A 23,615-nucleotide genomic window follows, 5' to 3' on the forward strand; every position below is an offset into this window, starting at 1 on the left:
CCAAGGTCCGATGGCATGCGCCCATCTCTCGCCAAGGTGACAGCCGAGAAGGCAGCGCGGCGGCAGGCGATGGGTCGCCGAGACCTATCCTTCCTTCACGGATCCCAAGTTTCCGCAGACGCTTCAGCCCCCACCCTGTCATCCCGGGGCGCCGCAGGCGAGCCCGGGATCCAGATCCGCCGACGGCGCAAGTCGTTGATCCGACACTGGTTCTGGATCCCGGGCTCCGCTTCGCGGCCCCGGGATGACGGGGTTGTTTTCAGGACGGCCTCTGCAAAGACCAGGGATCGCCGGCCAAGCGGGACGGTCCGATGCCGATTGCCGCCGCAAACACCTTAAAAGGGCTGGTCCGAGACCTTTTGCGGGTGCAGGGTGGAACCCTGCAAGCTTCAGGGGCTCCGCCCCCGAACCCCGCCAAAGGGCTGAGCCCTTTGGAAACCCGACCTTTCAGCCACGATTCGGGGCGGGTGACGCGCGGCATCGGTACGCCTAACCTGCGCCCATGCGCGTCTTCCACACCGCCGACTCCGCCCGGCACGATCCCGAACGCTACCTGCGGCGCGGCACGCCGATCCCGCATCCCGAGCAGGCGTCCCGCTACGCCATCCTGCACGCCGCGGCCCGGGACGGCGGCCACGCCCTCGCGGAGCCCGCCGATCACGGCCTCGACCCGATCCGGGCCGTGCACGATCCCGGCTACGTCGCGTTCCTGGCCGAGGCTTGGGATCGCCGGGCGGAGATCCCGGGTATCGCCGACGAGATCCTCACCGGCAGCTTCGCCCGGCCGCAGATGCACCGCACGCCCACCGGCCTGCTCGGGCGCGTCGGCCTCTACACCGCCGATACCTCGACGCCGATCCGGGCCGGGACCTGGGCGGCGGTCTACGGCACGGCGCAATGCGCCGTCGCAGCCGCCGATGCGGCCCTGGAGACGGGCCACGCCTACGCCCTATGCCGGCCGCCCGGCCACCACGCCTACGCGGATTCGACGGGCGGCTTCTGCTTCCTCAACAACAGCGCGATCGCGGCGGAGCGGATGCGGGCGGCCAGCGGCGGCCCCGTGGCGATCCTCGATATCGACGTGCACCACGGCAACGGCACCCAGGGGATCTTTTATACGCGCGGCGACGTGCTCACGGTCTCGGTCCACGCGGACCCGTCGGACTATTTCCCGTTCTATGCCGGCTATGCCGACGAGATCGGGGCAGGAGCCGGAGCCGGCCTCAACCGCAACCTGCCGCTGCCGCCGGGCTCCGGCGACGCGCCCTGGCTCGCAGCCGTGGAGGCCGGGCTCGCGACGATCGCGGCGTTCAAGCCGCGGGGGCTGGTGGTGGCCCTGGGCCTCGACGCCGCCGCGGACGACCCGATCGGCGTGCTCACGGTGACCCGGGCGGGCTTCGCCGGGGCGGCGCAGCGGATCGCGCGCGCCGGGCTGCCCACTGCGATCGTCCAGGAGGGAGGCTACCTCTGCTCGGCCTTGCCGGAGAACCTGACCGCCTTCCTGGCGGCCTTCGACGCGGCGCGCTGACAGGCGCCTTGCAGGATGCCCCGTCCTTCAATATAGTGAATATAACTACTTTAAGGTGCGGCCATGGACGAGGCTATCCCGGCGGCGGAAGCCAACCGCAAGTTTTCGCTCCTGATGCGCGGCGTTCGTGACGGCAACAGCTACGTCGTGACCAGCCACGGCCGGCCGGTCGCCCGGATCGTCCCCGCGGGCGAACGCGATGGCGTGGCCTCCGGCGCGCGGGCGACGCTGCTGTCGCGTCTCCAACGTCAGCCGGTGGTCCAGGCCGGGCCCTGGACGCGCGAGGCGCTTCACGAGGACGAGGGTTGAAGGTCGCCCTCGATACCAACCTCCTCGCCTACGCGGAGGGGGTCAACGATGCGGTGAAGCGCGACCGCGCTATCGACTTGCTGCGCCGCTTGCCGCAGGACGCCGCGATCATCCCCGTCCAAGTACTGGGCGAGTTGTTCAACCTTCTGGTCCGCAAGGCCGGACGGTCGCGCACGGAAGCCCGGGATGCCCTTCTGGGCTGGCGGGACGCGTTCGGGATCGTCGCCACGACACCGGAGGTGATGCTGGCCGCCTTCGACCTGGCGACGGATCACCGTCTCGGCATCTGGGATGCGGCCATCCTGTGCGCCGCCGCGCAGGCCGGTTGCCGGCTGCTCTTGTCCGAAGACCTCCAGGACGGCTTCACCTGGAACGGGGTGACGATCGCCAACCCCTTCGCGTCACCGCACCACCCGCTGCTGGATGCCATGCTGGCAGGAGGAGCGGAGCTGGGCTGAACCCAGCAGCCCCTCCCGATTCCCAGAGAGGGGCTGGGTCGCGAATCCTAGTCCTCGTCGTCCTCGTCCTGATTCCGGCCCTTGAGCTTGGCGAAGACGGAATCGGCGTCGATCCGCTCCTCGCGGCCGCCATGCTCGGCCGTCTCCTCGGGTTCGGGCGCCGTCGAGACCTCGGTGGGCAAAAGCGAGGCGCCGGACTCGGCCGCCAGCGCCGCCGGGCGGTCGGCCGCCGCGCGCTGGACCTCGAAATCGAGGTTGATCTGGGTGGTCAGGCCCAGGGTCACCGGATCCATCGGCTGGAGCGAGCCGGAATTCCAATGGGTGCGCTCGCGGATCTGCTGGATCGTCGACTTGGTGGTGCCCACCAGGCGGATGATCTGCGAATCCTTGAGCTCGGGGTGGTTGCGCAGCAGCCACAGGATGGCGTTGGGCCGGTCCTGGCGGCGGGAGAGGGGGGTGTAGCGCGGTCCCTTGGTGGTGCGCTTCACCTCCGGCAGCTTCACCTTCGAGACGGCGGGCTTGAGCTTGTAGTGCGGCGCCTTCTGGGCCTTCTCGATCTCGTCGCGGGTGAGCTGGCCGGTGGAGACCGGATCGAGCCCCTTGATGCCGGCCGCGACCTCGCCGTCGGCGATGCCCTTCACCTCGAGCGGGTGCAGCTTGCAGAAGTCGGCGATCTGCTCGAAGGCCAGGGAGGTGTTCTCGACCAGCCAGACGGCGGTCGCCTTCGGCATCAGCGGACCCTGGGACATGTGCTCTCGTGCTCCGGCCTGGCGGGACGGGGGCCGGGCACCGGGCCGCGGGCTCCGGATGCAGATCCGGAAGTCCCGTCTCACGCTGTCGAATGGGGATGGCTCACTATAGGGCCGCCCGGGGTGGGGCGCAATCGCGGGTTCGGCGGTTCGCGGTCGCTAGGCGCCGATTAACCGGCGCACGAGGCCGGGCTACAAACCGGATGTGAGCCTGACCGACTCACCCGCGAAGGCCGCACGCGGCCGGTTGCGGCCGGGAGTGCAGAGGATGGTCATCCTTCTGGCAGTCTCCAGAAAAGCAGACGGCGAGTGGAGCTTCCAACTCCGCCTCGCCGTCCACCCGCTGTTCTGGAGTTGGCTAAACCCTAACGGGTAATTGCCAGGGATCGGCGGTAGCCCCCGCCGGTCCCACTCTCGAATATAGCGTGGCCCGGAACAGGCAACAACGTCCGCACAGAGGGCCAGGGCGGCCTACTTCCCCGGCAGCCCGTGCACGATCGGGAAGAACGTGTCCTTCCAGTCCTTCGGCTCGGCCTTGATGGTCTTCATCGCGTAGAAGTGCCGGGCCTGGAGCATGATTCCGTACGGGGTGGTGGAGAAATTGGTCCCCGGCTCCTTCATGATCGCCACCAGCGTCTCGGCGGGGGTCTTCTCGTTCGTGGCCGCGATGTAGTCCTTGGCCGCCTGGAGCGGGTCCTTGGCGATCTCGGCATTCGCCTCGTCGATGGCGGCCACGATCGCGGCGGCGAGCTTGGGGTTGCGGGTGAACCAGCCGGTGCGGGCGTAGAAGATCGCGTTGCTCACCGGCTCGCCGACCAGCTCGTAGGAGTTGAGCACCGCGTGGATCGCCGGATCCTGCAATTCGCGCTGCTGGAACGGCGGCAGCGAGAAGTGGCTGTTGACCTCGTTCTGGGGGCTGGCGAGGGCCGCCACCGCGTCGGGATGGCCGAGCTGGACGGTGAGCGGGTCGAGCCGGGTCGCCCCGTCCGGCCCGAACGCCTTCTTGGCGGCGATCTGGAGCAGCACCGCTTGGGACGAGACCTTCACGGAGGGCAGGGCGATCTTGTCCTTGCCGGAGAAGTCGCTGAGCGTCTTCACGGCCGGGTTGCGGGTGAGCAGCAGCATCGGCGTCGAGCCGACGCCGCACAGGCCCTTCACGTCGCCGCGGGTGCGGTCGTTGAGCAGCAGCATGTTGGTGGAGCCGCTGTCGACGATGTCGATGTTGCCCGACAGGAGCGCGTCGTTGCCGGCCGCCCCGCTGGTCAGGTTCACCCACTCGACCGTGACGTCGCCGAGGCCGGCCGCCTTGGCCTGCTTCTCGATCAGCTTGTGCTGCTCGGCGAGCACCGCCGGCAGGTAGACGAAGCCGGGCTGCCGGCTGATCCGGACCTTGGCATCGTCGGCCCGGGCGGGGGTGGTGAACGGGGCGGCGAGCACCAGCCCGGCCAGCAGCAGGGCGGCAGGCCCGCCCCGGAAGAGGCGGCGGCAGATCCCCGGACTCGCAACCGCCCGCGACGCTCGCACCATGTCGATCCTCCCTACCGCCCGCCGGCTTCATGGCCGGATCCGGGCTTTATTGACGGCGAGTGGACAGGGTCAGGCCAATCAGCGCAAGGCCCGCGGCGGTCTTCACGGCACGGTAACGGTAACGTTGCACACTCTCTCCGCGTAAAATTTTCGTCCCGGGGGCGGCTTCATGAAGATCGGCATCGGGGCGAAGCTCCACACCATCACGGCCACCGCGCTGGTCGGCGTCGCCGTGGTCTCGGGCATCGGCCTGCTCAACCTGAAATCGCAGGTCGAGCAGGACCGCATGGCCAAGACCCGCAACCTGACGGACGTGGCCTACGGGGTGGCCGCCTATTTCGAGGGCGAGGAGCGGGCCGGGCGGCTGTCGCGGGCCGATGCCCAGGGCGCGGCGATCCGGGCCGTGAAGACCCTGCGCTACGACGCCCAGGAATATTTCTGGATCAACGACATGCAGCCCCGCATGGTCGCCCACCCGATGAAGCCCGAGCTCGAAGGCAAGGACCTCGCCGGGGTGCAGGATCCCACCGGCAAGTACCTGTTCCGCGACTTCGTCGATCTCGCCAAGAAACAGGGCCAAGGCTTCGTCGATTATTACTGGCCCAAGGCCGGATCCGACGCGCCGGTCCCGAAACTGTCCTACGTGCGCGGCTTCGCCCCGTGGGGTTGGGTGATCGGCACCGGCATCTATGCCGACGACACCGCCGCGATCCTGTGGAACGCGGCTTGGCGGGCAGCGGCCGGAATGCTGGTGGTGATCGGGCTGATCGCCCTGCTGGCGGCTTTGATCGGCCGCCGGGTGACGCGACCGCTCCTGGCCCTGAACCAGGCCATGCACCGCCTCGCGGCGGGCGACACCGCCGCCGCGGTGCCGGAGCGCGGGCGCAGCGACGAGATCGGCACGATGGCCGGCGCCGTGCAGGTGTTCAAGGACGCGCTGATCGCCAAGGCCGAGGCGGATGCCCGCGCCGCCGACGATGTCGAGGGCGCCGCCCGCCGGGCCGCTTCCCTCGACCGCCTGACCCGGGCGTTCGAGACCCGGGCGAGCGACCTGAGCCGGGGCCTCGCGGCGGCGGCGTCCGAGCTCGAAGTCACCGCCCAGGCGATGACCGCCACGGCCGCCCGCGGCACCGAGCGTTCGGGCGCGGTCACCGCCCAGGCGGCCGGGACGTCGGCCGACGTCCAGACCGCGGCGGCGGCCACCGAGGAGATGTCGGCCTCGGTCCAGGAGATCGCCGGGCAGGTGCACCGCACCTCGGAGATCGCCGGGCGGGCGGCCGAGACCACCCGCCAGGGCGAGGCGACCGTGCGGGCGCTCGCCGACGGCACCGAGCGGATCGGCAACGTGGTCGCCCTCATCTCGGGCATCGCGGCGCAGACCAACCTGCTGGCCTTGAACGCCACCATCGAGGCGGCGCGGGCCGGCGAGGCCGGTCGCGGCTTCGCGGTGGTCGCCACGGAGGTGAAGGAGCTGGCGAGCCAGACCGCCCGGGCCACCGACGACATCGCCGCGCAGATCGGCCGGATCCAGGGCGAGACCCGGCAGGCCGTGGCGGCGATCGGCGAGGTCGGCCAGACCATCGAGGAGATGCGCAGCATCGCGGTCGGGGTCGCGGCCGCCATGGAGGAGCAGAACGCCGCGATCAAGGAGATCGTGCGTGGGGTGGTGAGCGCCGCCTCGGGGGCGCAGGCGGTGTCGGGCAGCATCGCCGACCTGCGTCAGGGCGCCGACGAGACCGGGATCGCCTCCGAGCAGGTGCTGGCCGCCGCCCGCGACCTCACCCGCGGCTCCGACGACCTCGACCAGGCGGTCAAGGACTTTTTGGCCGAGGTGAAGGCCGCCTGAGCGCCGAAACCGGGTTTCCAAAGGGCTCAGCCCTTTGGCGGGGTTCGGGGGCGGAGCCCTTGAGCACGCGGAGCGATGCCCGACAGCAGGGCTCTGCCCTGCACCCGCAAAAGGTCTCGACCTTTTGAAACCCGGACTTTCAGGCCTCAGCCGCCAGGAACGCCGCCACCGCCTTGGAGAATTCCGGGGTGCGCAGGTAGCCGTAGGATTTGTGCCGGTTCTCGGTGCCGTCCGGTCTCCGGTAGGCGTTGATCACCGGCACGTCCCGAATCCGCACCCCGGCGGCGTTCGGCGGGTAGATCGCGGCGAGGTCGTCGCCCACCGTGGCGATATCCTGGCGGTCCATCAGGTTGGTCCAAGCCGTGACCGCGTCGGGCACGCACAGGTCGCCGTGCTCGGCGGCGAGCTTCAGCTTCAGCTCGGCGAGGCCGAGCGGGGAGCCGAGGGTGACCAGGGTACAGCGGGGCAGGGGGGTGCCGTCCGCCTCGGCGGCCCGGAGCACGTCGTAGGCGATCAGGCCGCCCATCGAGTGCGCGGCGATCAGCACGGCGCGATCGGCCGCCTCGGCCAGGGCCTCGCGCAGCCGCGCGCGGGCGGCGTCCCGGAACGCCGCATCCTCGTAATAGCCCCAGAGGTCGTCGAGGCGGTATTCCAGGATCAGGTCGTCGACCGGGGTGAGCCCGGTGGCCTCTTCCAGATGCGAGAGGCCGCGGTAGATCCGGTCGGTGAGGGTCGGCTCGGCCTGCGCGGGATCGCCCGCCGGGGACGGGAACGGGCCGGTGCCGGGATCGAGGCTGTAGGGCTCGCGGTTGAGGTCGCCCGCCAGGGGCTCCGGGTAGCGCAGATCCGCCCAGTAGACGAAGCTGAACGGCACCGCGGGCGCCGAATCCCCGAGGTTGCGGGCGAGGCCCTCCAGGATCGCCGCCCGCCACCAGGCGGCTTTCTCATCCCGGGGCGGCTTGTTGGCGAGCCCGTGGATGCCGATGAGTGTCGTCCGACCCAGTGCCCGCTCCTCCCGGATCGCCGATGCGTCCGCGCGGGCGAAGTAGGGCCGGATCGCGCCGCCGGCACTGCGGCGAATTCTTCACCGGCGGCGGGATCAGTCGAACAGGCTGGAGACGCTGGATTCCGTGGCGGTCCGGCCGATCGCCTCGCCGAGCAGCGGCGCGATGGTCGCCACCCGGATGTTGCGGGCGAGCTTGACCGCCTGGGTCGGCTGGATCGAATCGGTGATCACCAGCTCCTTCATCCGCGAGGCGGCGATGCGCGAGACCGCGCCGCCGGAGAGCACCCCGTGGGTGATGTAGGCGGAGACGTCCTTGGCGCCGGCATTGAGCAGCGCCTCGGCGGCGTTGACCAGGGTGCCGCCCGAATCGACGATGTCGTCGACCAGGATGCAGGAGCGGCCCTCGACCTCGCCGATGATGTTCATCACCTCGGATTCGCCCGGCCGCTCGCGGCGCTTGTCGACGATAGCGAGGGGGCAGTCGATCCGCTTGGCGATGGCCCGGGCGCGCACGACGCCGCCGACATCGGGGGAGACCACCATGCGGTCGGCGCTCGGCAGCCGCTCCTTGATGTCGCGCACCATCACGGGGGCGGCGAACAGGTTGTCGGTGGGGATGTCGAAGAAGCCCTGGATCTGGCCGGCATGGAGGTCGAGGGTCAGGACGCGGTCGGCCCCGGCCTCGGTGATCAGGTTCGCCACCAGCTTGGCCGAGATCGGGGTGCGGCCGGAGGTGCGCCGGTCCTGCCGGGCGTAGCCGAAATACGGGATCACCGCCGTGATGCGCCGGGCCGAGGACCGACGCGCCGCGTCGATCATGATCAGCAGCTCCATCAGGTGGTCGTTGGCCGGGAACGAGGTCGACTGGACGATGAACACGTCCTCGCCGCGCACGTTCTCCTGGAGCTCGACGAAGATCTCCATGTCGGCGAAGCGCCGGACCATGCACTTGGCCAGCGGCAATTCGAGATAGGCGGCGATCGCCTCGGCCAAGGGCCGGCTCGCGTTGCCGGCGATGATCTTGATCGAGGATTTCATGACGTCCGCCCACTCGCGGCCGAGCTTCGCGCCGCGCTCCGAACACCGGCCCCGCGCGGGCCGGATGGATCTGATGACGGGCGAGGCTCTTAGCAGCGGGCCGAAGGTGTCACAATGCCTTCACGCGCGCACCGCACAGGCGCGCGCCCGGAACGGCCGGTCCGCGCAGGCGGCTCAGACGGCCGGCGGCTCCAGCAGCCGGTGCAGGTGGACCACGAAGTAGCGGGTCTGCGCGCTGTCGACGGTGGCCTGGGCCTTGGCCCGCCAGGCAGCCTGCGCGGAGGCGTAATCCGGGAAGATGCCGACGATATCGAGGCCCTTGATGTCCCGGAAGCGGACGCCGTCGAGGTCCTGCAACTCACCACCGAAGACCAGGTGCAGCTTCTGGTCGCTATCGATCGCCGTCGCCATGACCTCTCCTTACGTCCCGCCGCGGCGCCCGCTTATGCCCGGCGCCGGCGATTCCATCGACGGCTTCATCGACGGTTTCGCCGCGCACCGCAACAGCGCGGCGCGGCGACGGGTCGGGTACGAAACGACCCGGGCCCCATGTTAGGAGTCGGCGATGACCCGCATGCTCCTCCGCGTCGCCACCCTCGCGCTCGGCCTCTCAGCCATGCCGGCGCTGGGACAGCAGCCGGCCAAGGCGCCGGCTCGCCCCGGCCAGGACAAGGCGGCCGGTCCGGACCGGAAGGGGGCCGGCCGGGTGATCGGCTGCCCGTCCCTGGCCAATTACCGGATGCTGCTGCACGACGGCGCCGCCGCGGCCGCCGCCCTGCTGGCCGATCCCAAGGCGGACCATCTCGGCTGCACCCTCCTGTCGCGCGCCGAGATTACCGGGATCGTCGACCGGGTGACCCTCGGCGGCCAGAGCTACGAATGCGCCGGCGTGCCGGGGACCACGGTCTGCCACTGGATGGTGCCCGGAGCCGCGGCCCGACCGGCTGTCCCGGCGAGTCCGGCCGGGCGCTGAAAGCCGCCTCAGCGCAGATAGCCGCTTGCGCGCAGGTCCCGCTCCACGGCCTCGTGGACGGCCTGCAGGGGGTTGTCGTTGGTGGCGGCCGGTGGGTGCAGGGGCGGCATCGGGCCGGGGCGCAGATCGCGGTCCGGCCGCGTCGCGGGGGCGGCCGTCGCGGGGCGTGCCGGCCATCGGGCGGCGAGCCGGCGCAGGGCCGCCTGCGCACCGGGCGGGACGAGCGGGAGGAACTTGTCGATCATGGCGAAGGGGCCGGGGCGGATCCACAGGGTCGTGCCCGGCGCGCCGTGCGGGCCCGGAGGCAACGAGACGGGCGGTCCGCCGTTCCGCGCATCATCGGCGCCCCCGCCCGAGACGCGACGGGTCCGGCAGGAAGTCCGGATCGGTCAGCGCGGCCGCCAGCACCGCCAGCATGCCGAGATGCAGGCCCGTCGCCGCGAACGGGACGCCCTGGACGGACCAGAGCCCGATCGCGCCCGCCGCCATGAGCGGCGGGCCGGCGACGTAGATCGCCGTGCGCCAGGGCGCGGCCGGCCGGGCGAGGCGCCAGAGGCAGGCGGCGAAGGCCGCGAGCGCGAACCCGCCCTTGATCAGGGCCATGAAGCGGATCACCCGCACGAGATCGGGGTCGATGGCCGTGCCTGGGGCCCGCACGGAGGCGGCACCGGCGCCCAGGACGGCCAGGGCCGTCAGAAGGCAGAGCGCCCCGCGCGCGGGGCGCAGCCGGCCGGCTACGCGGTCGGTGGCGGCCGACAGGCCGAGATGTGCCAGGCCCTGCATCGGCCTCCTCCCGGGCGAACGCCGCTGGGCGGGCGATCCGCCCCGCGCACTCTTCGCTCAGAAGTCGTAAAGCCGCTTGGGATTTTCGACAAGGATCCTGTCACGGATGGCGCGCTCGGGCACCCAGACGGCGAGCAGGTCGAGCAGGCGGCCGTCATCCACGTCCTGCGCGGGGGCGAGATCCGTCGGCTTGCGGTCGGGTCTGGGTACGCTGTCCGGATGCGGCCAGTCGCTGCCCCAGACGAGCCGGTCCGGGTTCGCCGCCACGAGAGCCCGGGCCAGGGGCGTCACGTCGGGATAGTCGGGGGCCTTGTCCGAGGCCCGGTAGGCGCCCGACAGCTTCACCCAGGCCTTGCCGCTGCGCACGAGGTCGAGCACGTCGTTGAAGCCCGGCTGGTCGGGCCCGAGGGCCGCCTGCGCGCCGGCGAAATGGTCGAACACCACCGGCACCGGCAGCGCCGACAGTTGCTGCTTCAGCGGGCCGATCACCGAGAGGCGGGAATAGACCTGGAGGTGCCAGGGCCGCTGCCCGATCTGCTGCACGGCGCTGTCCAGCGCCTTGGCCGAGGCCGCCGGGTCGAACACGCCGGCCTGCTCCAGGTTGACCCGGATGCCGCGGATGCCGGCCTGGGCCAGGGCGTCGAGCTCGGCCGGGCCGGTCCTGGGCCCGATCACCGCGACGCCGCGGGCACGCTCCGGGCCGAGCAGGCGCAGGCCGTCGAGGGTGGCCGCGTTGTCGGTGCCGTAGACGCTGGGCGTCACGATCACCACGCGGTCGAGCTTGAGCGCGTGTTGGAGCGCCAGCAGGCTCTCGGGCGGATCGACCGGCGGCGTGTAGGCGCGTCCTTCCCAGAAGGGGAACTTGGCCGGATCGGGGATGACGTGGACGTGGCAATCGCACGCCCCCGGCGGGACCGGGAACGAGACCGCGGTCTTGACGGTCGGCGCGGCGGCCTGTCCTGCGGCCCGTGCCGGAGGGCCGGTCAGGGCGAGGCCGTTGGCCAGAGCCAGGGCGAGCGTTTGCCGGCGTGATAGCATGGCGGGCTTCCTCCGGATCGGCGGGCGCACTTCTGCGAGTGCCTCCTCCGGATCGGACCACCTGGGCGCGACGCGCGCAAGCCGGCATCAGCCGCGCCCGTTACGACGCGAAGGGGATGCATGCTCGGACGCTGGGGGGCTTGGCGGAAGCGGATGGGAATCGAACCCACCGTACGCTGTTGGCGTACCACTGGTTTTGAAGACCAGGGGGGCCACCAGACCCCGTTCGCCTCCACGGGCGGGGGTACGGGCCCCCGCGCGTGGGGTCAAGGGACGAGCGTTGTCGTCACGGTCGCAACGGCGCGAAAACCAGTCTCGTCCGATCGAAGTCTCGCCTGCGATGCGCTGATCTGAAGCACCCGCCTTGAAGGCGGTGCCGAAATCCTAGCGCTCGCGCTCCGAAGCATCGCGCCGATCCTGCCGGCTCGTGAACCAGTAGACGAAGCCGGCGGTCGCCGCGAGCATCAGCGGGGTTATGATGGCAGCGGACAGAAACCCGTCGCTCATTCCTCAATCCCCCGCAGAACTTTCCGTGCAGCCCAATGTAAGCTGACACTCAAGAAAAACCGAGCCCTCACCAGCAGATTGAGATTTCTCAACGGGATGTGCGCAGTCGAGGTCACGAAGGCCACGATCGGCGCGAAGCACCCGACTGCCAGGGCCGCGACAGCCGCACCGTTGAACCAGGTGGCCGTGATCTTGATGCGCTCGTTCCGGGCGGCCTTGTTCACGACCAAGTCCATGCAACGGCGTTCGGATGGAGCCTCGATTTTAAGGCTCAGCTTGCCCGGCAGCCAAGTCCGTCTGCGGCGCCGGGCCAGACGACCACAATGAAACTCCGCTCGCGCTGCGCGGGCGTCAGCCCCTGCGGCGGAATGGACCACCCGCAGCCTTCGGGGCGCCGCGATTCGTATTAATTCCGCCACACTGTTGTGGCCCTGCACCAGTCATGCCGTTCCTGCGACGCTCACCGCCTGTGACAGGCCCTGCGCCGGACCCCGAGGGGGGTGTTCAGCCGCCTGCCGAAGCGGCGGGCGAGGGGGCGAGCGAAGGGACAAGCCAGGCCGTCGAAGAGACCGCTGAGGAAGAAACGCCCCCGGAGCCGAGCACGCCGCTCGCGGACTCGCTGAAGCCCGGGCCGCGCGGGCCGGGTTGGATCGGCGCCGCCGTGGTGGTGACCGCGCTGGTCTCGGCGCTGGCGACCTTTCTGATCCTGGCCGGGGTGATCCGGGTGACGCCGACGCCGGCCTACGGCGTGACGCTGCTCGGCATCAACGCCGCCCTGGTGCTGGGCCTCGCCTTCGTGATCGCCTGGGAGGCGCGGGTCTTCCTGCATGCCCGCAAGGCCAACGCGGCGGTGGCCCGGCTGCATTCGCGCATCGTCGGCCTGTTCTCGCTGATCGCGATCCTGCCCACCGTGCTGCTGGCCGTGGTCGCCTCGGTGACCATCGACCGGGGCCTGTCGCTCGGCTTCACCGACCGGGTCCGCGACGTGGTGCTCAAATCCGTCGAGGTGGCCGACGCCTACCAGGAGAACCAGTGCCAGTCCCTCGCCCGGGAGATCCGCATCCTGGTGGACGACCTGACCCGGGCCCGCCCGAACTTCGACCGGGACCGGGCCTGGTTCGAGAACTTTTTGACCACACGGGCGACCAATCTCGGCCTGCCGGTGGCGCAGATCATGCGCGGGCCCACCGACGTGGTCGCCCGGGCCAAGATCGACGTGCTCAAGCAGGTGCGGCTGCCCTCGGCCGCGGCCTTCGAGGAGGCGGCGACCTCCGCCGACCCGATCTGCCTGCTGCCCTCGGAGGGCCGGGTCTTCGCCGCGCTGCTGCGGATGCCGGCCTATGACGACGCGGTGCTGATGGTGCAGCGGGAGGTCAGCCAGCTCGCCATCGACTTCCCGGGCGTCTCCCGGGCGGCGGCGGCCGAGTACCTGACCTACGATTCGCTCCGGCGCTCGATCCAGATCACCTTCGCGTCGGTGTTCCTGCTGATCGCCCTGATCGCGCTGCTCTCGGCGGTGTGGTTCGGGATGAACTTCGCCAACCGCTTCGTCGCTCCGATCCGCCGGCTGATCAACGCCGCCGACCAGGTCGCGGCCGGCAATTTCTACGCCCAGGTGCCGACCAAGAAGACCAGCGGCGACCTGGCCCATCTCGGCGAGGCCTTCAACAAGATGACGCAGGAGCTGCGCCGTCAGCATACCGGGCTGATCGCCGCCAACGACCTGATCGACACCCGCCGCCGGTTCACGGAAGCCGTGCTATCGGGGGTCTCGCCCGGGGTGATCGGCCTCGACGCGGCGGGGTTCGTCACCATCGCCAACCCGGCCGCGGAGCGGATGCTCGACGTGGAGAGCAACGCCCTGATCGGCCAGCCGCTCGCCCGGGCGGTGCCGGAACTCGCCCCGGTGCTCGCCGAGAGCGAGAGCCGCCCGCGCGCCCTCCAGCAGCAGCAGCTCCAGCTCACCCGGTCCCGGGGCGAGCGCACCGTGACCGTGCGGGTCACGAGCGAGCAGGCGCAAGCGGCCTCCCGCGGCTCGGTGGTGACCCTTGACGACATCACCGACCTCGTCCAGGCGCAGCGCAGCTCCGCCTGGGGCGACGTCGCCCGCCGCATCGCCCACGAGATCAAGAACCCCCTGACCCCGATCCAGCTCTCCGCCGAACGCATCCGGCGCAAGTACGGCAAGGTCATCACCGCCGACAAGGAGGTGTTCGACCAGTGCACCGCCACGATCGTGCGCCAAGTGGACGAGATCAAGCGCATGGTCGACGAGTTCTCGGCCTTCGCGCGGATGCCGAAACCGGCCATCGCGCCGAACGACCTCACCGAGATCGCCAAGCAGAACCTGTTCATGATGCGCGTGGCGCACCCGGACATCGATTTCGCGTTCTCGGCCCAGGGTGGAGCCGGCAATTCCGAAAAGATCGTGGCGGCCTTCGACATCCGGCTGCTCAGCCAGGTGATCACCAACATCCTGAAGAACGCCGTCGAGGCGGTGGCCGAGGTGCCGCCGGCCGAGCTCGGCAAGGGCAAGATCGGCCTGAGCCTCGCGGTCGAGGACGGGTTCGCGGTGATCACGGTGACCGACAACGGCAAGGGTTTTCCGGTCGAGGGGCGCCAGCGGCTGCTCGAGCCCTACATGACCACACGCGAAGGTGGCACAGGGCTGGGGCTTGCTATCGTCAGCAAGGTGCTTGAGGAGCACGGCGGCGGGATCGCGTTGAACGACAATCCCGCCGGCCGTGGCGGGCAGGTGCAGATGCGGGTCCCGCGCGAGCACGGGCCCGAGCCGTCCGGCCCCGAGACCAGTCCCGTCACGACAGAGGAGAAGGGCGCCGCACCGACGGCCCCCCGGATCGCGGAGATGCACGCATGAGCGCCGATATCCTGATTGTCGACGACGAGGCCGACATCCGCGACCTCGTGGCGGGCATCCTCGACGACGAAGGCCACCGCTGCCGCACGGCCGGCGGCTCCGACGAGGCGCTCGCCGCCATCGAGGCGCGCCGGCCGCACCTGGTCTTCCTGGACATCTGGCTGCAGGGCTCGCGGCTCGACGGCCTGCAGGTGCTCGACCTGATCAAGGCGGCCAATCCCGACCTGCCGGTGGTGATGATCTCGGGCCACGGCAACATCGAGACCGCGGTCTCGGCCATCAAGGCGGGGGCCTACGACTTCATCGAGAAGCCGTTCAAGGCCGACCGGCTGATCCTGGTGGCCGAGCGGGCGCTGGAAGCCTCCCGGCTCCGGCGCGAGGTGCGCGACCTGACGGCGCGTTCGGGCAACCCGAACCGCATCGTCGGCGGCTCGCTGGCGATCAACCAGCTGCGCCAGACCATCGACCGGGTGGCGCCGACCAACGCCCGGGTGATGATCACCGGGGCTCTGGGCTCCGGCAAGGAGCTCGCCGCGCGCAGCCTGCACAAGGCCTCGGCCCGGTCGAACGGCCCGTTCGTGCTGCTCAACGCGGCGGCGATCCTGCCCGAGACCATGGAGTCGGAGCTGTTCGGGGTCGAGGGTGAATCCGGCCGGCGGGTCGGCGCCCTGGAGGAGGCCCATGGCGGCACCCTCTACCTCGACGAGGTCGCCGACATGCCCCGCGAGACCCAGAACCGGATCCTGCGCGTCCTCGTCGACCAGAATTTTCAAAGGGTCGGCGGCACCACCCGGGTGCATGTCGACGTGCGCATCATCTCGTCCTCGTCCCGGGACCTGCAGGAAGAGATCGCCGCGGGCCGCTTCCGCGAGGACCTGTTCCACCGGCTCTCGGTGGTGCCGATCCGGGTGCCGGCCCTGTCCGAGCGCCGGGAGGACGTGCCCGAGCTGATCCAGTTCTTCATGGACAACATCTCGTCCCAGACCGGACTGCCGAAGCGGGTGATCGCCGAGGACGCGATGGCGGTGCTCCAGTCGCACAATTGGCCGGGCAACGTCCGCCAGCTCAAGAACAACGTCGAGCGGCTGATGATTCTGACCCAGGCCGACCCGGAGCAGGAGGTCACCTCCGAGATGCTGCCCTCCGAGATCGGCGCCCTGGTGCCGACCACCCCGGGGGGCGCGGGCGGCGAGAAGCTGATGAGCCTGGCGCTGCGCGAGGCCCGGGAGATCTTCGAGCGCGAGTATCTCGTGGCGCAGATCGCGCGGTTCTCGGGCAACATCTCGCGCACCGCCGAGTTCATCGGCATGGAGCGCTCGGCGCTCCACCGCAAGCTGAAGTCGCTGGGCATCGGTCCGTGAAAGTGTCGCCGATCCGTCACGGATCGGCGGGACCGGGCCTTGCTTGTCCCCGCGCTTTTGCGCGGTCATGCTGTATACGCGATTACGGGCGGGATGATCGGACCACCCCGCACGTGATGGCCCCAGGGGCCGTATCAAACCCGGGCCGTACCCATCCCGGGCCCTTCGCGCCGGGACAACAAGAAGGCAAAGAAGATGGCGGGCGAACGCGCACAGAACCTTCAGGACACGTTCCTCAATCATGTCCGCAAGAACAAGATCCCGCTGACCATCTTCCTCGTCAACGGCGTCAAGCTGCAGGGCGTGGTCACCTGGTTCGACAATTTCTGCGTGCTGCTGCGCCGGGACGGCCATTCGCAGCTCGTCTACAAGCACGCGATCTCGACGATCATGCCGGGCCACCCGGTGCAGCTGTTCGAGCCGGACGAGACCGCCGAGAAGGCGTGATTTTTGGGAGGAGGAGGGCGATCGGTTCGCTCTCTTCGGGGCCGCGATTCGCCGGCAGAGGGCAGCGAACCCCAACCCCATCCCGATTTCCCCCCTCTCCTGAGGTGCGGCGGAGCCGCCTCGAAGGAGGCTTCCAGGGATCGCGCGGCCAGCTGGAGGGCTCCTTCGAGGCCTCCGCTGCGCTTCGGCGCCTCAGGATGAGGGCGCGGGTGGGATAGCCCGCGTCGGACCGGCTGCCGGATTCGGGTCTCTCCGATCCCAACCTCCTGAACCCCGGCATCTTGGCCCGGCCCCGCCGAATCCCCATCTCGGAAAATCCGACTTCTCGAACGAAGCTGCCGGCGCGCGGGCGGCGTTAAAGGTTGCATGAGCGAGACGCTGACGTCCGGCGAGGCCCGGCTCCAGGCACAGGCCGCGCCCGAGGGCGAGATCGCCGCGGCGACCCATACCCTGGTGATCGGCCCCTATCTGGCCCGGGGCGCGCCGGGGCCGGGGGCGACGGGTCACGGGCCCGCCCAGCCGACCCGCTCCGTGGAGGCCCGCCTCGACGAGGCCACCGGGCTCGCCGCGGCGATCGAACTCGACGTGGTTGAGAGCCTCGCCATCAGCCTGCCGCGGATCCGCCCCTCGACCTATCTCGGCAAGGGAAGGGTCGAGGAGATCGCCGGCCTGATCCGCGCCCGCGAGATCGGCCTCGTGGTGATGGATTGCGCCCTCTCGCCGGTGCAGCAGCGCAACCTCGAGAAGGCCTGGGGCGCCAAGGTCATCGACCGTACCGGCCTCATCCTTGAGATTTTTGGGCGGCGCGCCTCGACCCGGGAGGGTACGCTTCAGGTCGAGCACGCGCATCTGGCCTACCAGAAGTCGCGGCTGGTCCGGTCCTGGACCCACCTGGAGCGCCAGCGCGGCGGCTTTGGCTTCCTCGGCGGCCCCGGCGAAACCCAGATCGAGGCCGACCGGCGCATGATCCAGGAGCGCATGACCCGGATCGAGCGCGACCTCGACGCGGTGGTGCGGACCCGCGGCCTGCACCGGCAGAGCCGCGCCCGGGTGCCGTACCCGATCGTGGCGCTCGTCGGCTACACCAATGCCGGAAAGTCGAGCCTGTTCAATACCCTGACCCGGGCCGAGGTCACCGCCAAGGACATGCTGTTCGCCACCCTCGACCCCACCGCCCGGGCGACCAAGCTGCCGCACGGCGAGAATGTGATCCTGTCCGATACGGTGGGCTTCATCTCCGACCTGCCGACTGCCCTGATCGCCGCCTTCCGGGCGACCCTGGAGGACGCGATCGAGGCCGACGTGCTGCTGCACGTGCGCGACGTCAGCCACGTCGATTCCGAGGCCCAGGCCGAGGATGTCGGCGAGGTGCTGCGCGAGCTCGGCATCGAGACCACGGCCGAGCGGATCATCGAGGTCTGGAACAAGGCCGATCTGCTCGACGAGGACGAGCGCACCCGGCTGATGAACCTCAGCGGCCAGGCCAAGGCCCGCAACGACCGCGACAGCGACGCGCCGGTGCTGGTCTCGGCGCTGACCGGGGAGGGGCTCGCCGCCCTGACCGCCCGGATCGAGGCGCGGATCGGCCGCCACCGGACGAGCTTCGCGGTGTCGCTGCCGCCGGAGGACGGGGCGGCGCTCAACTGGCTCTACGAGAACGCCGAGATCCTGGACCGGCGCACGGAGGCCGACGGCACCCTGCACCTCGCGATCCGGATCGCCCCCGAGAAGGAGCCGCGCTTCCTCAACCGGTTCAGCGCGGCCCGGCGCCTCGACCGGGGCACGTGATGGCCTCGGGCGGCGTCAGGACATCGCCGCTCCCCGCCGTGCCGAGCGCCCGGGACAGCGCCGCGCGCAAGGCGGAGACGAACCAGGACGACGCCGCGGTTCTGCGCGCCATGCAGGCGGGTGGCGGCCTGCGGCTGCTCGGGCTGCGGATCGTGATCGTGCTGGTGCTGCTGATGGCGGCTCAGGCCTATGACGGCTCGCTGCACGCCTTCAGCCACTGGTTCATCCTCGGCCTCTACGGCGTCGGCGCGATCTGGTTCGGGCTGGGCGAGCGGGGCGGCGGTCCCCGTGCTGCGGCCTATAGCTGGGCCGGAACGCTGCTCAATGCCGGGCTCGCCGTCTACGTGATCATCGAGCACATGCTGGCCGGCGGCGGGGCGGGCCTGGGCGCCGACGCGGTGAGCCGCCTGCCGGCCTTCCTGCTCCTGCTCCAGACCGGCCTGAGCATGCGGGTCGCCCAGACCCTGCTGTTCTGCGCGGTGGTGACCGCCTGCTGGACCGCGGCCTTCCTGGTCGGGCTGGCCTGGCCCGAGCTGTTCCCGGGGCCGGATTCCTTCCCGACTGCGCAGATCACCGGGCTCGCCACCTTCGTGGCGGCCGGCCTCTTGGTGGTCGACGGCATGACCCGCCTGCGGGAGGCGGTGACCCGGGCCCTGCGCATGGAGCACGAGCGCGCCCAGCTCGCCCGGTTCGTGCCCGACACGGTCGCCCTCGACCTCGCCGCCGAGGACGCCGATTCGACCATGGGCGTGCACCGGCGCCATGCCTGCCTGATGGTGCTCGACATCCGCGGCTTCTCGCGGCTGAGCCGGGAGCATCCGCCCGAGGCGATGGTGACGGCCCTGCTCGCGGTCCGGGCGGCCGCGCAGGCGGCGGTGGCGGAGCAGGGCGGCCTCGTGGACAAGTATGTCGGCGACGCCGTGCTGGTGCAGTTCGTGGTCGGCCGGCCCCGGGCGCAGGCCCGGGCGGCGCTGGCCTGCGCCCTGTCGCTCCAGGACCGGATCGCCGCCCTCAACGAGGCTCGGGAGAAGGACGGGCTGTTCACCCTGCGGGTGGTGGTCGCCCTGCATGCCGGCGACCTCCTGGTCGGCGTGTTCGACGACGGCGTGCGGGCCGAGTACACGGTTCTGGGCCCGGCCATGAATGCCCTGTCGCGCCTCGAGGCCCGGGCCAAGGCGGCCGAGATCGAGATCGGCGCCTCGGGCGATTTTCTGGATCTGCTCGGAGGGCCGCTGCCGCCCCGGATCCGGGCGGTGCCGGTGCCGGACGCGCAAGACGCGCAGCCCGCCCTGTTCGCCATCGTGGAGACGCCGGCCCCCTGAAGGCCGGGACCGTTCCGGAACATGCGCGGGACCGATTCGTTCGGTGGAGGCGGCGCAGGGTCGCGGAAAGATTGATCACCCTATGAACAAGATCCTCCTCGGCGCGACACTCGCCCTCGGCCTCGTCCTCGGCGCCGCCAGCCCCAGCCTCGCCGCCCCGGGCGACGGCCTCGACCGGAATGCCGCCGCCACCGGCAACAGCAATTTCGGCGGCATGCATCGCGGCGCCCGGATGTCCTCCCGGGGCGTGATGATGAGCCGCCATCACATGATGCGCCGGCACCATCGCCACTCCATGATGCGCCGCCATTACCGCTGAGTTTTTTGGGGGATCCCGTGCCCGCGCGACCCGCGCGGGCACGGGATCGGATGACGGGCCCCGGAGGATGCCGGGAGCGGCAGCACCCTCCGGGCAGGATCTGGTTTTCAGCAGCATCCCGAACGGCGATGCTGGCTTTCGAACCATGCGGACGCCATCAAAGCTCTGGCGCATCGTCTGAAATCCGATATCGAGGGCGCCGCACGAGGCGCGCCGGATACGGGCGCGATGCGGTGGAGGATCCATGCCGGGCTTGGGACGGTTGGGGCGGTTCGCTCTGGGATTGGTTTCGCTCGCGCTCGGCACGGCCGCGCAGGCGCAGGAGAAACCGGTCCCGCCCCTGGTCTTCACCGGCATCCCCGACCAGGACGAGAGCCGCCTGGTCGAGCGCTTCGGCAAGGTCGCCACCTATCTCGAAGGCAAGCTCGGCGTGCCGGTGCGCTACATCCCGGTGAAGAGCTACCCGGCGGCGGTGACCGCCTTCACCAACGGGCAGGTGCAGCTTGCCTGGTTCGGCGGCTTCACCGGGGTCCAGGCGCGCCGGGCCGTGCCGGGCTCCCAGGCGATCGCTCAGGGCGCCGAGGACGCGGCGTTCAAGACCTACCTGATCGCCCATGCCGGGAGCGGGCTGGAGCCCACCAAGGATTTCCCGAAGGCCATCGCCGAAAAAACCTTCACGTTCGGCGCCCGGGCCTCGACCTCCGGGCGGCTGATGCCGGAATACTTCATCCGCCAGGCCTTCCCGGGCAAGAACCCGGATCAGGTGTTTGCCCGGGTCGGGTTCTCCGGCGACCACAGCCGCACGATCCAGCTGGTGCAATCCGGCGCCTTCGCGGTCGGCGCGGTCGATTACTCGGTCTGGGACCTCGACACCAAGGCCGGCAAGGTCGACCCCAAGGCGGTGTCGGTGATCTGGGAGAGCCCGACCTTCCCCGACTACCAATGGACTGTCCGGGGCGACGTGGACCTGACCTACGGCGCCGGCTTCACCGAGAAGCTCAAGGGCGCCCTCGTCGGCGTCACCGACCCGGCGATTCTGGAGCCGTTCGGCCGGTCGAAATTCATCCCCGTCACCAACGCCGCCTACGAACCCCTGGTGGAGGTCGGCCGCTCCACCGGCCTGCTGGACTGAGACGGTGCCGGCCGAGTCCCGGGCGGAGATCGTCCTGGAGAACGCCGCGGCCTCCTATGGCGGCCGCACCGTGCTGTCGGGCCTCGACCTGACCGTCCGGGCGGGCGAGCGCGTCGCCCTGATGGGCCGCTCGGGCGCCGGCAAGTCGACCCTGATCGGCTTGATCCAGGCGCAGGCGCCCGAAAAAGTCGCTTTGGTGCCGCAGGCCGCCGCCCTGGTGCGGACCCTCTCGGTGTTCCACAACGTCTATATGGGCCAGCTCGACCGGCGCTCGACCCTGCACAACCTGCGCAATCTGGTTCGCCCGGCCAAGGCCGATATCGCCGCCGTGCAAAGGATCCTCGACCGGGTCGGCCTGGCGGACACGCTCTGGGCGAAGGCCGGCGAACTCTCCGGCGGCCAGCAGCAGCGGGTCTCGGTGGCCCGCGCGCTCTATAACGGCCGGCCGATCCTGGTGGGCGACGAGCCGGTCTCGGCGCTGGATCGCCAGCAGGGCGCGCGGATCCTCGCCGAGCTGGCACAGAACCACGAGACCCTGATCCTGGCGCTCCACGACGTGGCCCTGGCGCTCGCCCAGACCGACCGGATCGTGGTGCTGGAGGCCGGCCGCATCGTCCTCGACGCGCCGGCCCAAAACCTCGATCCGGCACGGCTGAGCCCCTATTACGAGGCCGCCTGATGCAGCTCGCCCGCCCGCGGCCCGGCTACGCGGCGGTGAGCCGCTGGTTCCTGGCGGCCGCGCTGGCGGGCCTGCTGGTGGCGGACCTGCACGTCACCACCCTGCACCCTTGGGCCGACCTCGCCCGCCTGCTCGACGGCCTGGCCCGGCCGGATTTCCCGTCGGTGGAGGGCTGGAGCGTCGTCTACACGGTGGCCTTCGCGGTGCTGGGCGTCGGGCTCGGGGCCGGAAGCGGCCTGCTGCTGGCGATCCCGTTCGCCCGCTCCCGCACGATCCGGCTCGCCTGCGCGGGCCTGCGCGCCGTGCACGAGCTATTCTGGGCGCTGCTGCTGATGCAGGTCTTCGGCCTCTCGGCGACGACCGGCATGCTCGCCATTGCGCTGCCCTACGCGGGCATCTGCGCCAAGGTCTATGCCGAGATCATCGAGGAGGCCGACCTCGCGGCGATCCGGGTGCTGCCTGTGGGCACCGGCACGGTCTCGGCCTTCCTGTATGCCCGCCTGCCCGAGGTCGCCGGGCGGATGCGCGACTACACCCTCTACCGGCTCGAATGCGGCCTGCGCTCCAGCCTGGTGCTCGGCTTCATCGGCCTGCCGACCATGGGGTTTTATCTCGAATCCGCCTTCCGTCAGGGCCGCTACGCCGAGGCCGGGGCGCTGCTCCTGGTGTTCTACGCGCTGATCGGCACCCGCCGGCTCTGGATCCGCGGCTGGACCGTGCCGCTCCTGCTCGCCGCCGCCCCGCTGGCCCTGCCCCCGGCGATCGGCAACGCGGCCATCAGTGCAAGCCTCGCGCGCTTCCTCGGCCACGACATCGTGCCGACGCCCCTGCGCGGCGCCGCGCTCGCCGAGCCCGAGACCTGGGCGCGGCTCTGGTCCTGGCTGCGCCCGATCCTCACCGACCAGATTCTGCCGGGCACGATCCAGACCCTGATCCTGGCGCAGATCGCCCTGGCGGCGACCGCGCTGGGGGCGCTGGTGCTGTTCCCGCTCACCGCAAAGCGCTTCGCCGGGCCCCTCGGACGGCCGCTCGGCCGTGTGCTCCTCGTGGTGGTGCGCTCGACGCCGGAATACATGCTGGCTTACGTCTGCCTGCAGCTGCTGGGCCCCTCGATGTTGCCGGCGATCCTCGCGCTGGCGCTGCACAATGCCGGGATCGTCGCCTACCTGATGGGCCGGCACGCCGACGCGATCCCCTACCGGGCCGACGCGCCCAGGGGCCTGAACCTCTACGCCTACGAGACCGTGCCGCGCCTCTACGGCCAGTTCCTCGCCTACCTGCTCTACCGCTGGGAGCTGATCCTGCGCGAGAGCGCGATCTTCGGCATCCTCGGCGTCACGACGCTGGGCTTCTACGTCGATGCGGCGATCTCGGAGCTGCGCCTCGACGTGGCCGTGGTGCTGATCGCCGCCACCGCCTTGGTGACGGTGGCAGTGGACGCCCTCTCCCGGGGCCTGCGCCGGTCCTTACGCATCGACACGCTGCCGACCCGCCTCTCCGGGCCGGCGCCGGTGGCGGGTTGAGGCGGGCGCGATGAAGCCCGCTCCCAGGGCTCCGCCCTGGACTCGCAAAAGGGCATAGCCCAGCCCTTTTAAGGTGTTTGTTGTGTGCCCAAGTCGTTGGGATGAGAGGATCATCAGACGGATTGGGGTGTGTCTGGTCGGCCGTTCTGGAGCGCTTCGAGCAACAGGCGCCGGCGGGTGTGATGGCGCGGACGCTTCTGGAGCAGGCGTTTCCGGCGGCGTGGCTCGATGCGGTGTTCGCAGCCCATCGCCAGCGCCAATACGAGCGCGCGTTGCTGTTCTCGACGATCGTCGAGCTGATGATGCTGGTGGCGGTCGGCTTGCGGCCCTCGTTGCACGCGGCGGCCCGGCAGGCGGAGCCTCTGCCGGTGTCGCTGCCGGCGCTGTACGACAAGCTCAAGCGC

The 23,615-nt window shown here is 70.6% G+C and carries 24 protein-coding genes, 1 tRNA gene and 1 pseudogene; 15 read left to right on the forward strand and 11 right to left on the reverse strand.

Translation table 11 applies throughout. The features are described from left to right. Window positions 1-502: 502 nt before the first annotated feature. The 3 genes from BM228_RS30005 (at window position 503) to BM228_RS30015 (ending at window position 2,295) form a co-directional block, all read left to right on the forward strand. On the forward strand, window positions 503-1,528 hold the full coding sequence (locus BM228_RS30005) for a histone deacetylase family protein (protein ID WP_092046425.1): 1,026 nt from the start codon (window positions 503-505) through the stop codon (window positions 1,526-1,528). A gap of 63 nt (window positions 1,529-1,591) precedes the next feature. Further along, window positions 1,592-1,837: a type II toxin-antitoxin system Phd/YefM family antitoxin gene (locus BM228_RS30010; RefSeq protein WP_092046427.1), complete on the forward strand. Its 246-nt coding sequence runs from the start codon at window positions 1,592-1,594 to the stop codon at window positions 1,835-1,837. Then, window positions 1,834-2,295 (forward strand): PIN domain-containing protein, encoded by a 462-nt coding sequence (locus BM228_RS30015; protein ID WP_092046428.1) that lies wholly within the window; start codon window positions 1,834-1,836, stop codon window positions 2,293-2,295. The genes BM228_RS30010 and BM228_RS30015 overlap by 4 nt, the downstream gene beginning before the upstream one ends. A gap of 47 nt (window positions 2,296-2,342) precedes the next feature. On the opposite strand, the gene BM228_RS30020 is transcribed toward BM228_RS30015, so the two are convergent. Then, window positions 2,343-3,044 carry a DUF1013 domain-containing protein gene (locus BM228_RS30020; protein ID WP_092046430.1) on the reverse strand — a complete coding sequence of 234 codons (702 nt, stop codon included), beginning with the start codon at window positions 3,042-3,044 and terminating at the stop codon, window positions 2,343-2,345. Between the two features lie 471 nt (window positions 3,045-3,515). Next, a complete protein-coding gene (locus tag BM228_RS30025) occupies window positions 3,516-4,571 on the reverse strand; it encodes an ABC transporter substrate-binding protein (protein ID WP_092046432.1) in 1,056 nt (351 codons plus the stop codon). 169 nt (window positions 4,572-4,740) lie between these two features. Here BM228_RS30025 and BM228_RS30030 point away from each other — a divergent pair, with 169 nt between their 5' ends. Continuing rightward, window positions 4,741-6,417 (forward strand): methyl-accepting chemotaxis protein, encoded by a 1,677-nt coding sequence (locus BM228_RS30030; RefSeq protein WP_092046433.1) that lies wholly within the window; start codon window positions 4,741-4,743, stop codon window positions 6,415-6,417. A 139-nt stretch (window positions 6,418-6,556) separates the two neighbouring features. Here BM228_RS30030 and BM228_RS30035 read toward each other — a convergent pair whose 3' ends face one another. The 3 genes from BM228_RS30035 to BM228_RS30045 form a co-directional block, all read right to left on the reverse strand. Beyond that, on the reverse strand, window positions 6,557-7,291 hold the full coding sequence (locus BM228_RS30035) for a hypothetical protein (protein WP_425285024.1): 735 nt from the start codon (window positions 7,289-7,291) through the stop codon (window positions 6,557-6,559). Between the two features lie 225 nt (window positions 7,292-7,516). Beyond that, window positions 7,517-8,461 carry a ribose-phosphate pyrophosphokinase gene (locus BM228_RS30040; protein ID WP_012318471.1) on the reverse strand — a complete coding sequence of 315 codons (945 nt, stop codon included), beginning with the start codon at window positions 8,459-8,461 and terminating at the stop codon, window positions 7,517-7,519. A 174-nt stretch (window positions 8,462-8,635) separates the two neighbouring features. After that, window positions 8,636-8,872, reverse strand: a complete 237-nt coding sequence (locus BM228_RS30045) for a DUF4170 domain-containing protein (protein WP_092046436.1) — start codon at window positions 8,870-8,872, stop codon at window positions 8,636-8,638. A 154-nt stretch (window positions 8,873-9,026) separates the two neighbouring features. Here BM228_RS30045 and BM228_RS30050 point away from each other — a divergent pair, with 154 nt between their 5' ends. Next, a complete protein-coding gene (locus BM228_RS30050) occupies window positions 9,027-9,434 on the forward strand; it encodes a hypothetical protein (protein ID WP_092046438.1) in 408 nt (135 codons plus the stop codon). A gap of 8 nt (window positions 9,435-9,442) precedes the next feature. On the opposite strand, the gene BM228_RS30055 is transcribed toward BM228_RS30050, so the two are convergent. The 6 genes from BM228_RS30055 to BM228_RS30075 form a co-directional block, all read right to left on the reverse strand. Next, the gene (locus BM228_RS30055) at window positions 9,443-9,742 is read right to left on the reverse strand and encodes a hypothetical protein (protein WP_244537391.1); all 300 of its coding nucleotides are present in this window, start codon (window positions 9,740-9,742) and stop codon (window positions 9,443-9,445) included. A gap of 28 nt (window positions 9,743-9,770) precedes the next feature. Further along, the gene (locus BM228_RS30060) at window positions 9,771-10,217 is read right to left on the reverse strand and encodes a hypothetical protein (protein ID WP_092046439.1); all 447 of its coding nucleotides are present in this window, start codon (window positions 10,215-10,217) and stop codon (window positions 9,771-9,773) included. A gap of 57 nt (window positions 10,218-10,274) precedes the next feature. Then, the gene (locus tag BM228_RS30065) at window positions 10,275-11,255 is read right to left on the reverse strand and encodes an amidohydrolase family protein (protein ID WP_092046441.1); all 981 of its coding nucleotides are present in this window, start codon (window positions 11,253-11,255) and stop codon (window positions 10,275-10,277) included. Window positions 11,256-11,396: 141 nt separating this feature from the next. Continuing rightward, window positions 11,397-11,489, reverse strand: a tRNA-Sec gene (locus BM228_RS30070). Window positions 11,490-11,639: 150 nt separating this feature from the next. Continuing rightward, complete coding sequence (locus BM228_RS35950; protein ID WP_279601572.1) at window positions 11,640-11,762, reverse strand: hypothetical protein; 123 nt, start codon at window positions 11,760-11,762, stop codon at window positions 11,640-11,642. Beyond that, the gene (locus tag BM228_RS30075; RefSeq protein WP_139234268.1) at window positions 11,759-11,986 is read right to left on the reverse strand and encodes an amino acid transporter; all 228 of its coding nucleotides are present in this window, start codon (window positions 11,984-11,986) and stop codon (window positions 11,759-11,761) included. The genes BM228_RS35950 and BM228_RS30075 overlap by 4 nt, the downstream gene beginning before the upstream one ends. Before the next feature lie 218 nt (window positions 11,987-12,204). On the opposite strand from BM228_RS30075, the gene BM228_RS30080 reads away from it, so the two are divergent. The 10 genes and pseudogenes from BM228_RS30080 to BM228_RS30130 form a co-directional block, all read left to right on the forward strand. Further along, window positions 12,205-14,640: a sensor histidine kinase NtrY-like gene (locus BM228_RS30080; RefSeq protein ID WP_092046445.1), complete on the forward strand. Its 2,436-nt coding sequence runs from the start codon at window positions 12,205-12,207 to the stop codon at window positions 14,638-14,640. Continuing rightward, the gene (ntrX, locus tag BM228_RS30085; protein ID WP_092046447.1) at window positions 14,637-16,001 is read left to right on the forward strand and encodes a nitrogen assimilation response regulator NtrX; all 1,365 of its coding nucleotides are present in this window, start codon (window positions 14,637-14,639) and stop codon (window positions 15,999-16,001) included. Before BM228_RS30080 ends, ntrX begins: the two co-directional genes overlap by 4 nt. 195 nt (window positions 16,002-16,196) lie before the next feature. Continuing rightward, window positions 16,197-16,448, forward strand: a complete 252-nt coding sequence (hfq, locus tag BM228_RS30090) for an RNA chaperone Hfq (protein WP_007563033.1) — start codon at window positions 16,197-16,199, stop codon at window positions 16,446-16,448. Between the two features lie 366 nt (window positions 16,449-16,814). Further along, window positions 16,815-18,236, forward strand: a complete 1,422-nt coding sequence (gene hflX / locus BM228_RS30100) for a GTPase HflX (RefSeq protein WP_092046450.1) — start codon at window positions 16,815-16,817, stop codon at window positions 18,234-18,236. Further along, entirely contained in the window at window positions 18,236-19,558 is a 1,323-nt protein-coding gene (locus BM228_RS30105) for an adenylate/guanylate cyclase domain-containing protein (RefSeq protein WP_092046452.1), read from the forward strand. The genes hflX and BM228_RS30105 overlap by 1 nt, the downstream gene beginning before the upstream one ends. An 82-nt stretch (window positions 19,559-19,640) precedes the next feature. Next, entirely contained in the window at window positions 19,641-19,877 is a 237-nt protein-coding gene (locus tag BM228_RS30110; protein WP_092046453.1) for a hypothetical protein, read from the forward strand. 244 nt (window positions 19,878-20,121) lie between these two features. Beyond that, complete coding sequence (locus BM228_RS30115) at window positions 20,122-21,009, forward strand: putative selenate ABC transporter substrate-binding protein (protein WP_092046455.1); 888 nt, start codon at window positions 20,122-20,124, stop codon at window positions 21,007-21,009. A 4-nt stretch (window positions 21,010-21,013) separates the two neighbouring features. Next, the gene (locus tag BM228_RS30120; RefSeq protein ID WP_092046456.1) at window positions 21,014-21,688 is read left to right on the forward strand and encodes an ATP-binding cassette domain-containing protein; all 675 of its coding nucleotides are present in this window, start codon (window positions 21,014-21,016) and stop codon (window positions 21,686-21,688) included. Then, window positions 21,688-23,211, forward strand: a complete 1,524-nt coding sequence (locus tag BM228_RS30125; RefSeq protein WP_092046458.1) for a PhnE/PtxC family ABC transporter permease — start codon at window positions 21,688-21,690, stop codon at window positions 23,209-23,211. The genes BM228_RS30120 and BM228_RS30125 overlap by 1 nt, the downstream gene beginning before the upstream one ends. 182 nt (window positions 23,212-23,393) lie before the next feature. After that, window positions 23,394-23,615 (forward strand): annotated as a pseudogene (locus BM228_RS30130) (hypothetical protein); the annotation flags it as partial.

The sequence above is a fragment of the Methylobacterium pseudosasicola genome (assembly GCF_900114535.1).
GTDB classification, from domain to species: Bacteria; Pseudomonadota; Alphaproteobacteria; order Rhizobiales; family Beijerinckiaceae; genus Methylobacterium; species Methylobacterium pseudosasicola.

Excerpts from the sequence above, each read along its gene's own strand:
- BM228_RS30050 (WP_092046438.1), top strand. The coding sequence starts at position 9,027 with ATGACCCGCATGCTCCTCCGCGTCGCCACCCTCGCGCTCGGCCTCTCA.
- BM228_RS30125 (WP_092046458.1), top strand. The coding sequence starts at position 21,688 with ATGCAGCTCGCCCGCCCGCGGCCCGGCTACGCGGCGGTGAGCCGCTGG.
- BM228_RS30020 (WP_092046430.1), bottom strand. The coding sequence starts at position 3,044 with ATGTCCCAGGGTCCGCTGATGCCGAAGGCGACCGCCGTCTGGCTGGTC.
- BM228_RS30005 (WP_092046425.1), top strand. The coding sequence starts at position 503 with ATGCGCGTCTTCCACACCGCCGACTCCGCCCGGCACGATCCCGAACGC.
- BM228_RS30065 (WP_092046441.1), bottom strand. The coding sequence starts at position 11,255 with ATGCTATCACGCCGGCAAACGCTCGCCCTGGCTCTGGCCAACGGCCTC.
- hfq (WP_007563033.1), top strand. The coding sequence starts at position 16,197 with ATGGCGGGCGAACGCGCACAGAACCTTCAGGACACGTTCCTCAATCAT.
- hflX (WP_092046450.1), top strand. The coding sequence starts at position 16,815 with ATGAGCGAGACGCTGACGTCCGGCGAGGCCCGGCTCCAGGCACAGGCC.
- BM228_RS30080 (WP_092046445.1), top strand. The coding sequence starts at position 12,205 with ATGCCGTTCCTGCGACGCTCACCGCCTGTGACAGGCCCTGCGCCGGAC.
- BM228_RS30060 (WP_092046439.1), bottom strand. The coding sequence starts at position 10,217 with ATGCAGGGCCTGGCACATCTCGGCCTGTCGGCCGCCACCGACCGCGTA.
- BM228_RS30045 (WP_092046436.1), bottom strand. The coding sequence starts at position 8,872 with ATGGCGACGGCGATCGATAGCGACCAGAAGCTGCACCTGGTCTTCGGT.
- BM228_RS30110 (WP_092046453.1), top strand. The coding sequence starts at position 19,641 with ATGAACAAGATCCTCCTCGGCGCGACACTCGCCCTCGGCCTCGTCCTC.
- BM228_RS30115 (WP_092046455.1), top strand. The coding sequence starts at position 20,122 with ATGCCGGGCTTGGGACGGTTGGGGCGGTTCGCTCTGGGATTGGTTTCG.
- BM228_RS30105 (WP_092046452.1), top strand. The coding sequence starts at position 18,236 with ATGGCCTCGGGCGGCGTCAGGACATCGCCGCTCCCCGCCGTGCCGAGC.
- ntrX (WP_092046447.1), top strand. The coding sequence starts at position 14,637 with ATGAGCGCCGATATCCTGATTGTCGACGACGAGGCCGACATCCGCGAC.
- BM228_RS30040 (WP_012318471.1), bottom strand. The coding sequence starts at position 8,461 with ATGAAATCCTCGATCAAGATCATCGCCGGCAACGCGAGCCGGCCCTTG.
- BM228_RS35950 (WP_279601572.1), bottom strand. The coding sequence starts at position 11,762 with ATGAGCGACGGGTTTCTGTCCGCTGCCATCATAACCCCGCTGATGCTC.
- BM228_RS30010 (WP_092046427.1), top strand. The coding sequence starts at position 1,592 with ATGGACGAGGCTATCCCGGCGGCGGAAGCCAACCGCAAGTTTTCGCTC.
- BM228_RS30030 (WP_092046433.1), top strand. The coding sequence starts at position 4,741 with ATGAAGATCGGCATCGGGGCGAAGCTCCACACCATCACGGCCACCGCG.
- BM228_RS30025 (WP_092046432.1), bottom strand. The coding sequence starts at position 4,571 with ATGGTGCGAGCGTCGCGGGCGGTTGCGAGTCCGGGGATCTGCCGCCGC.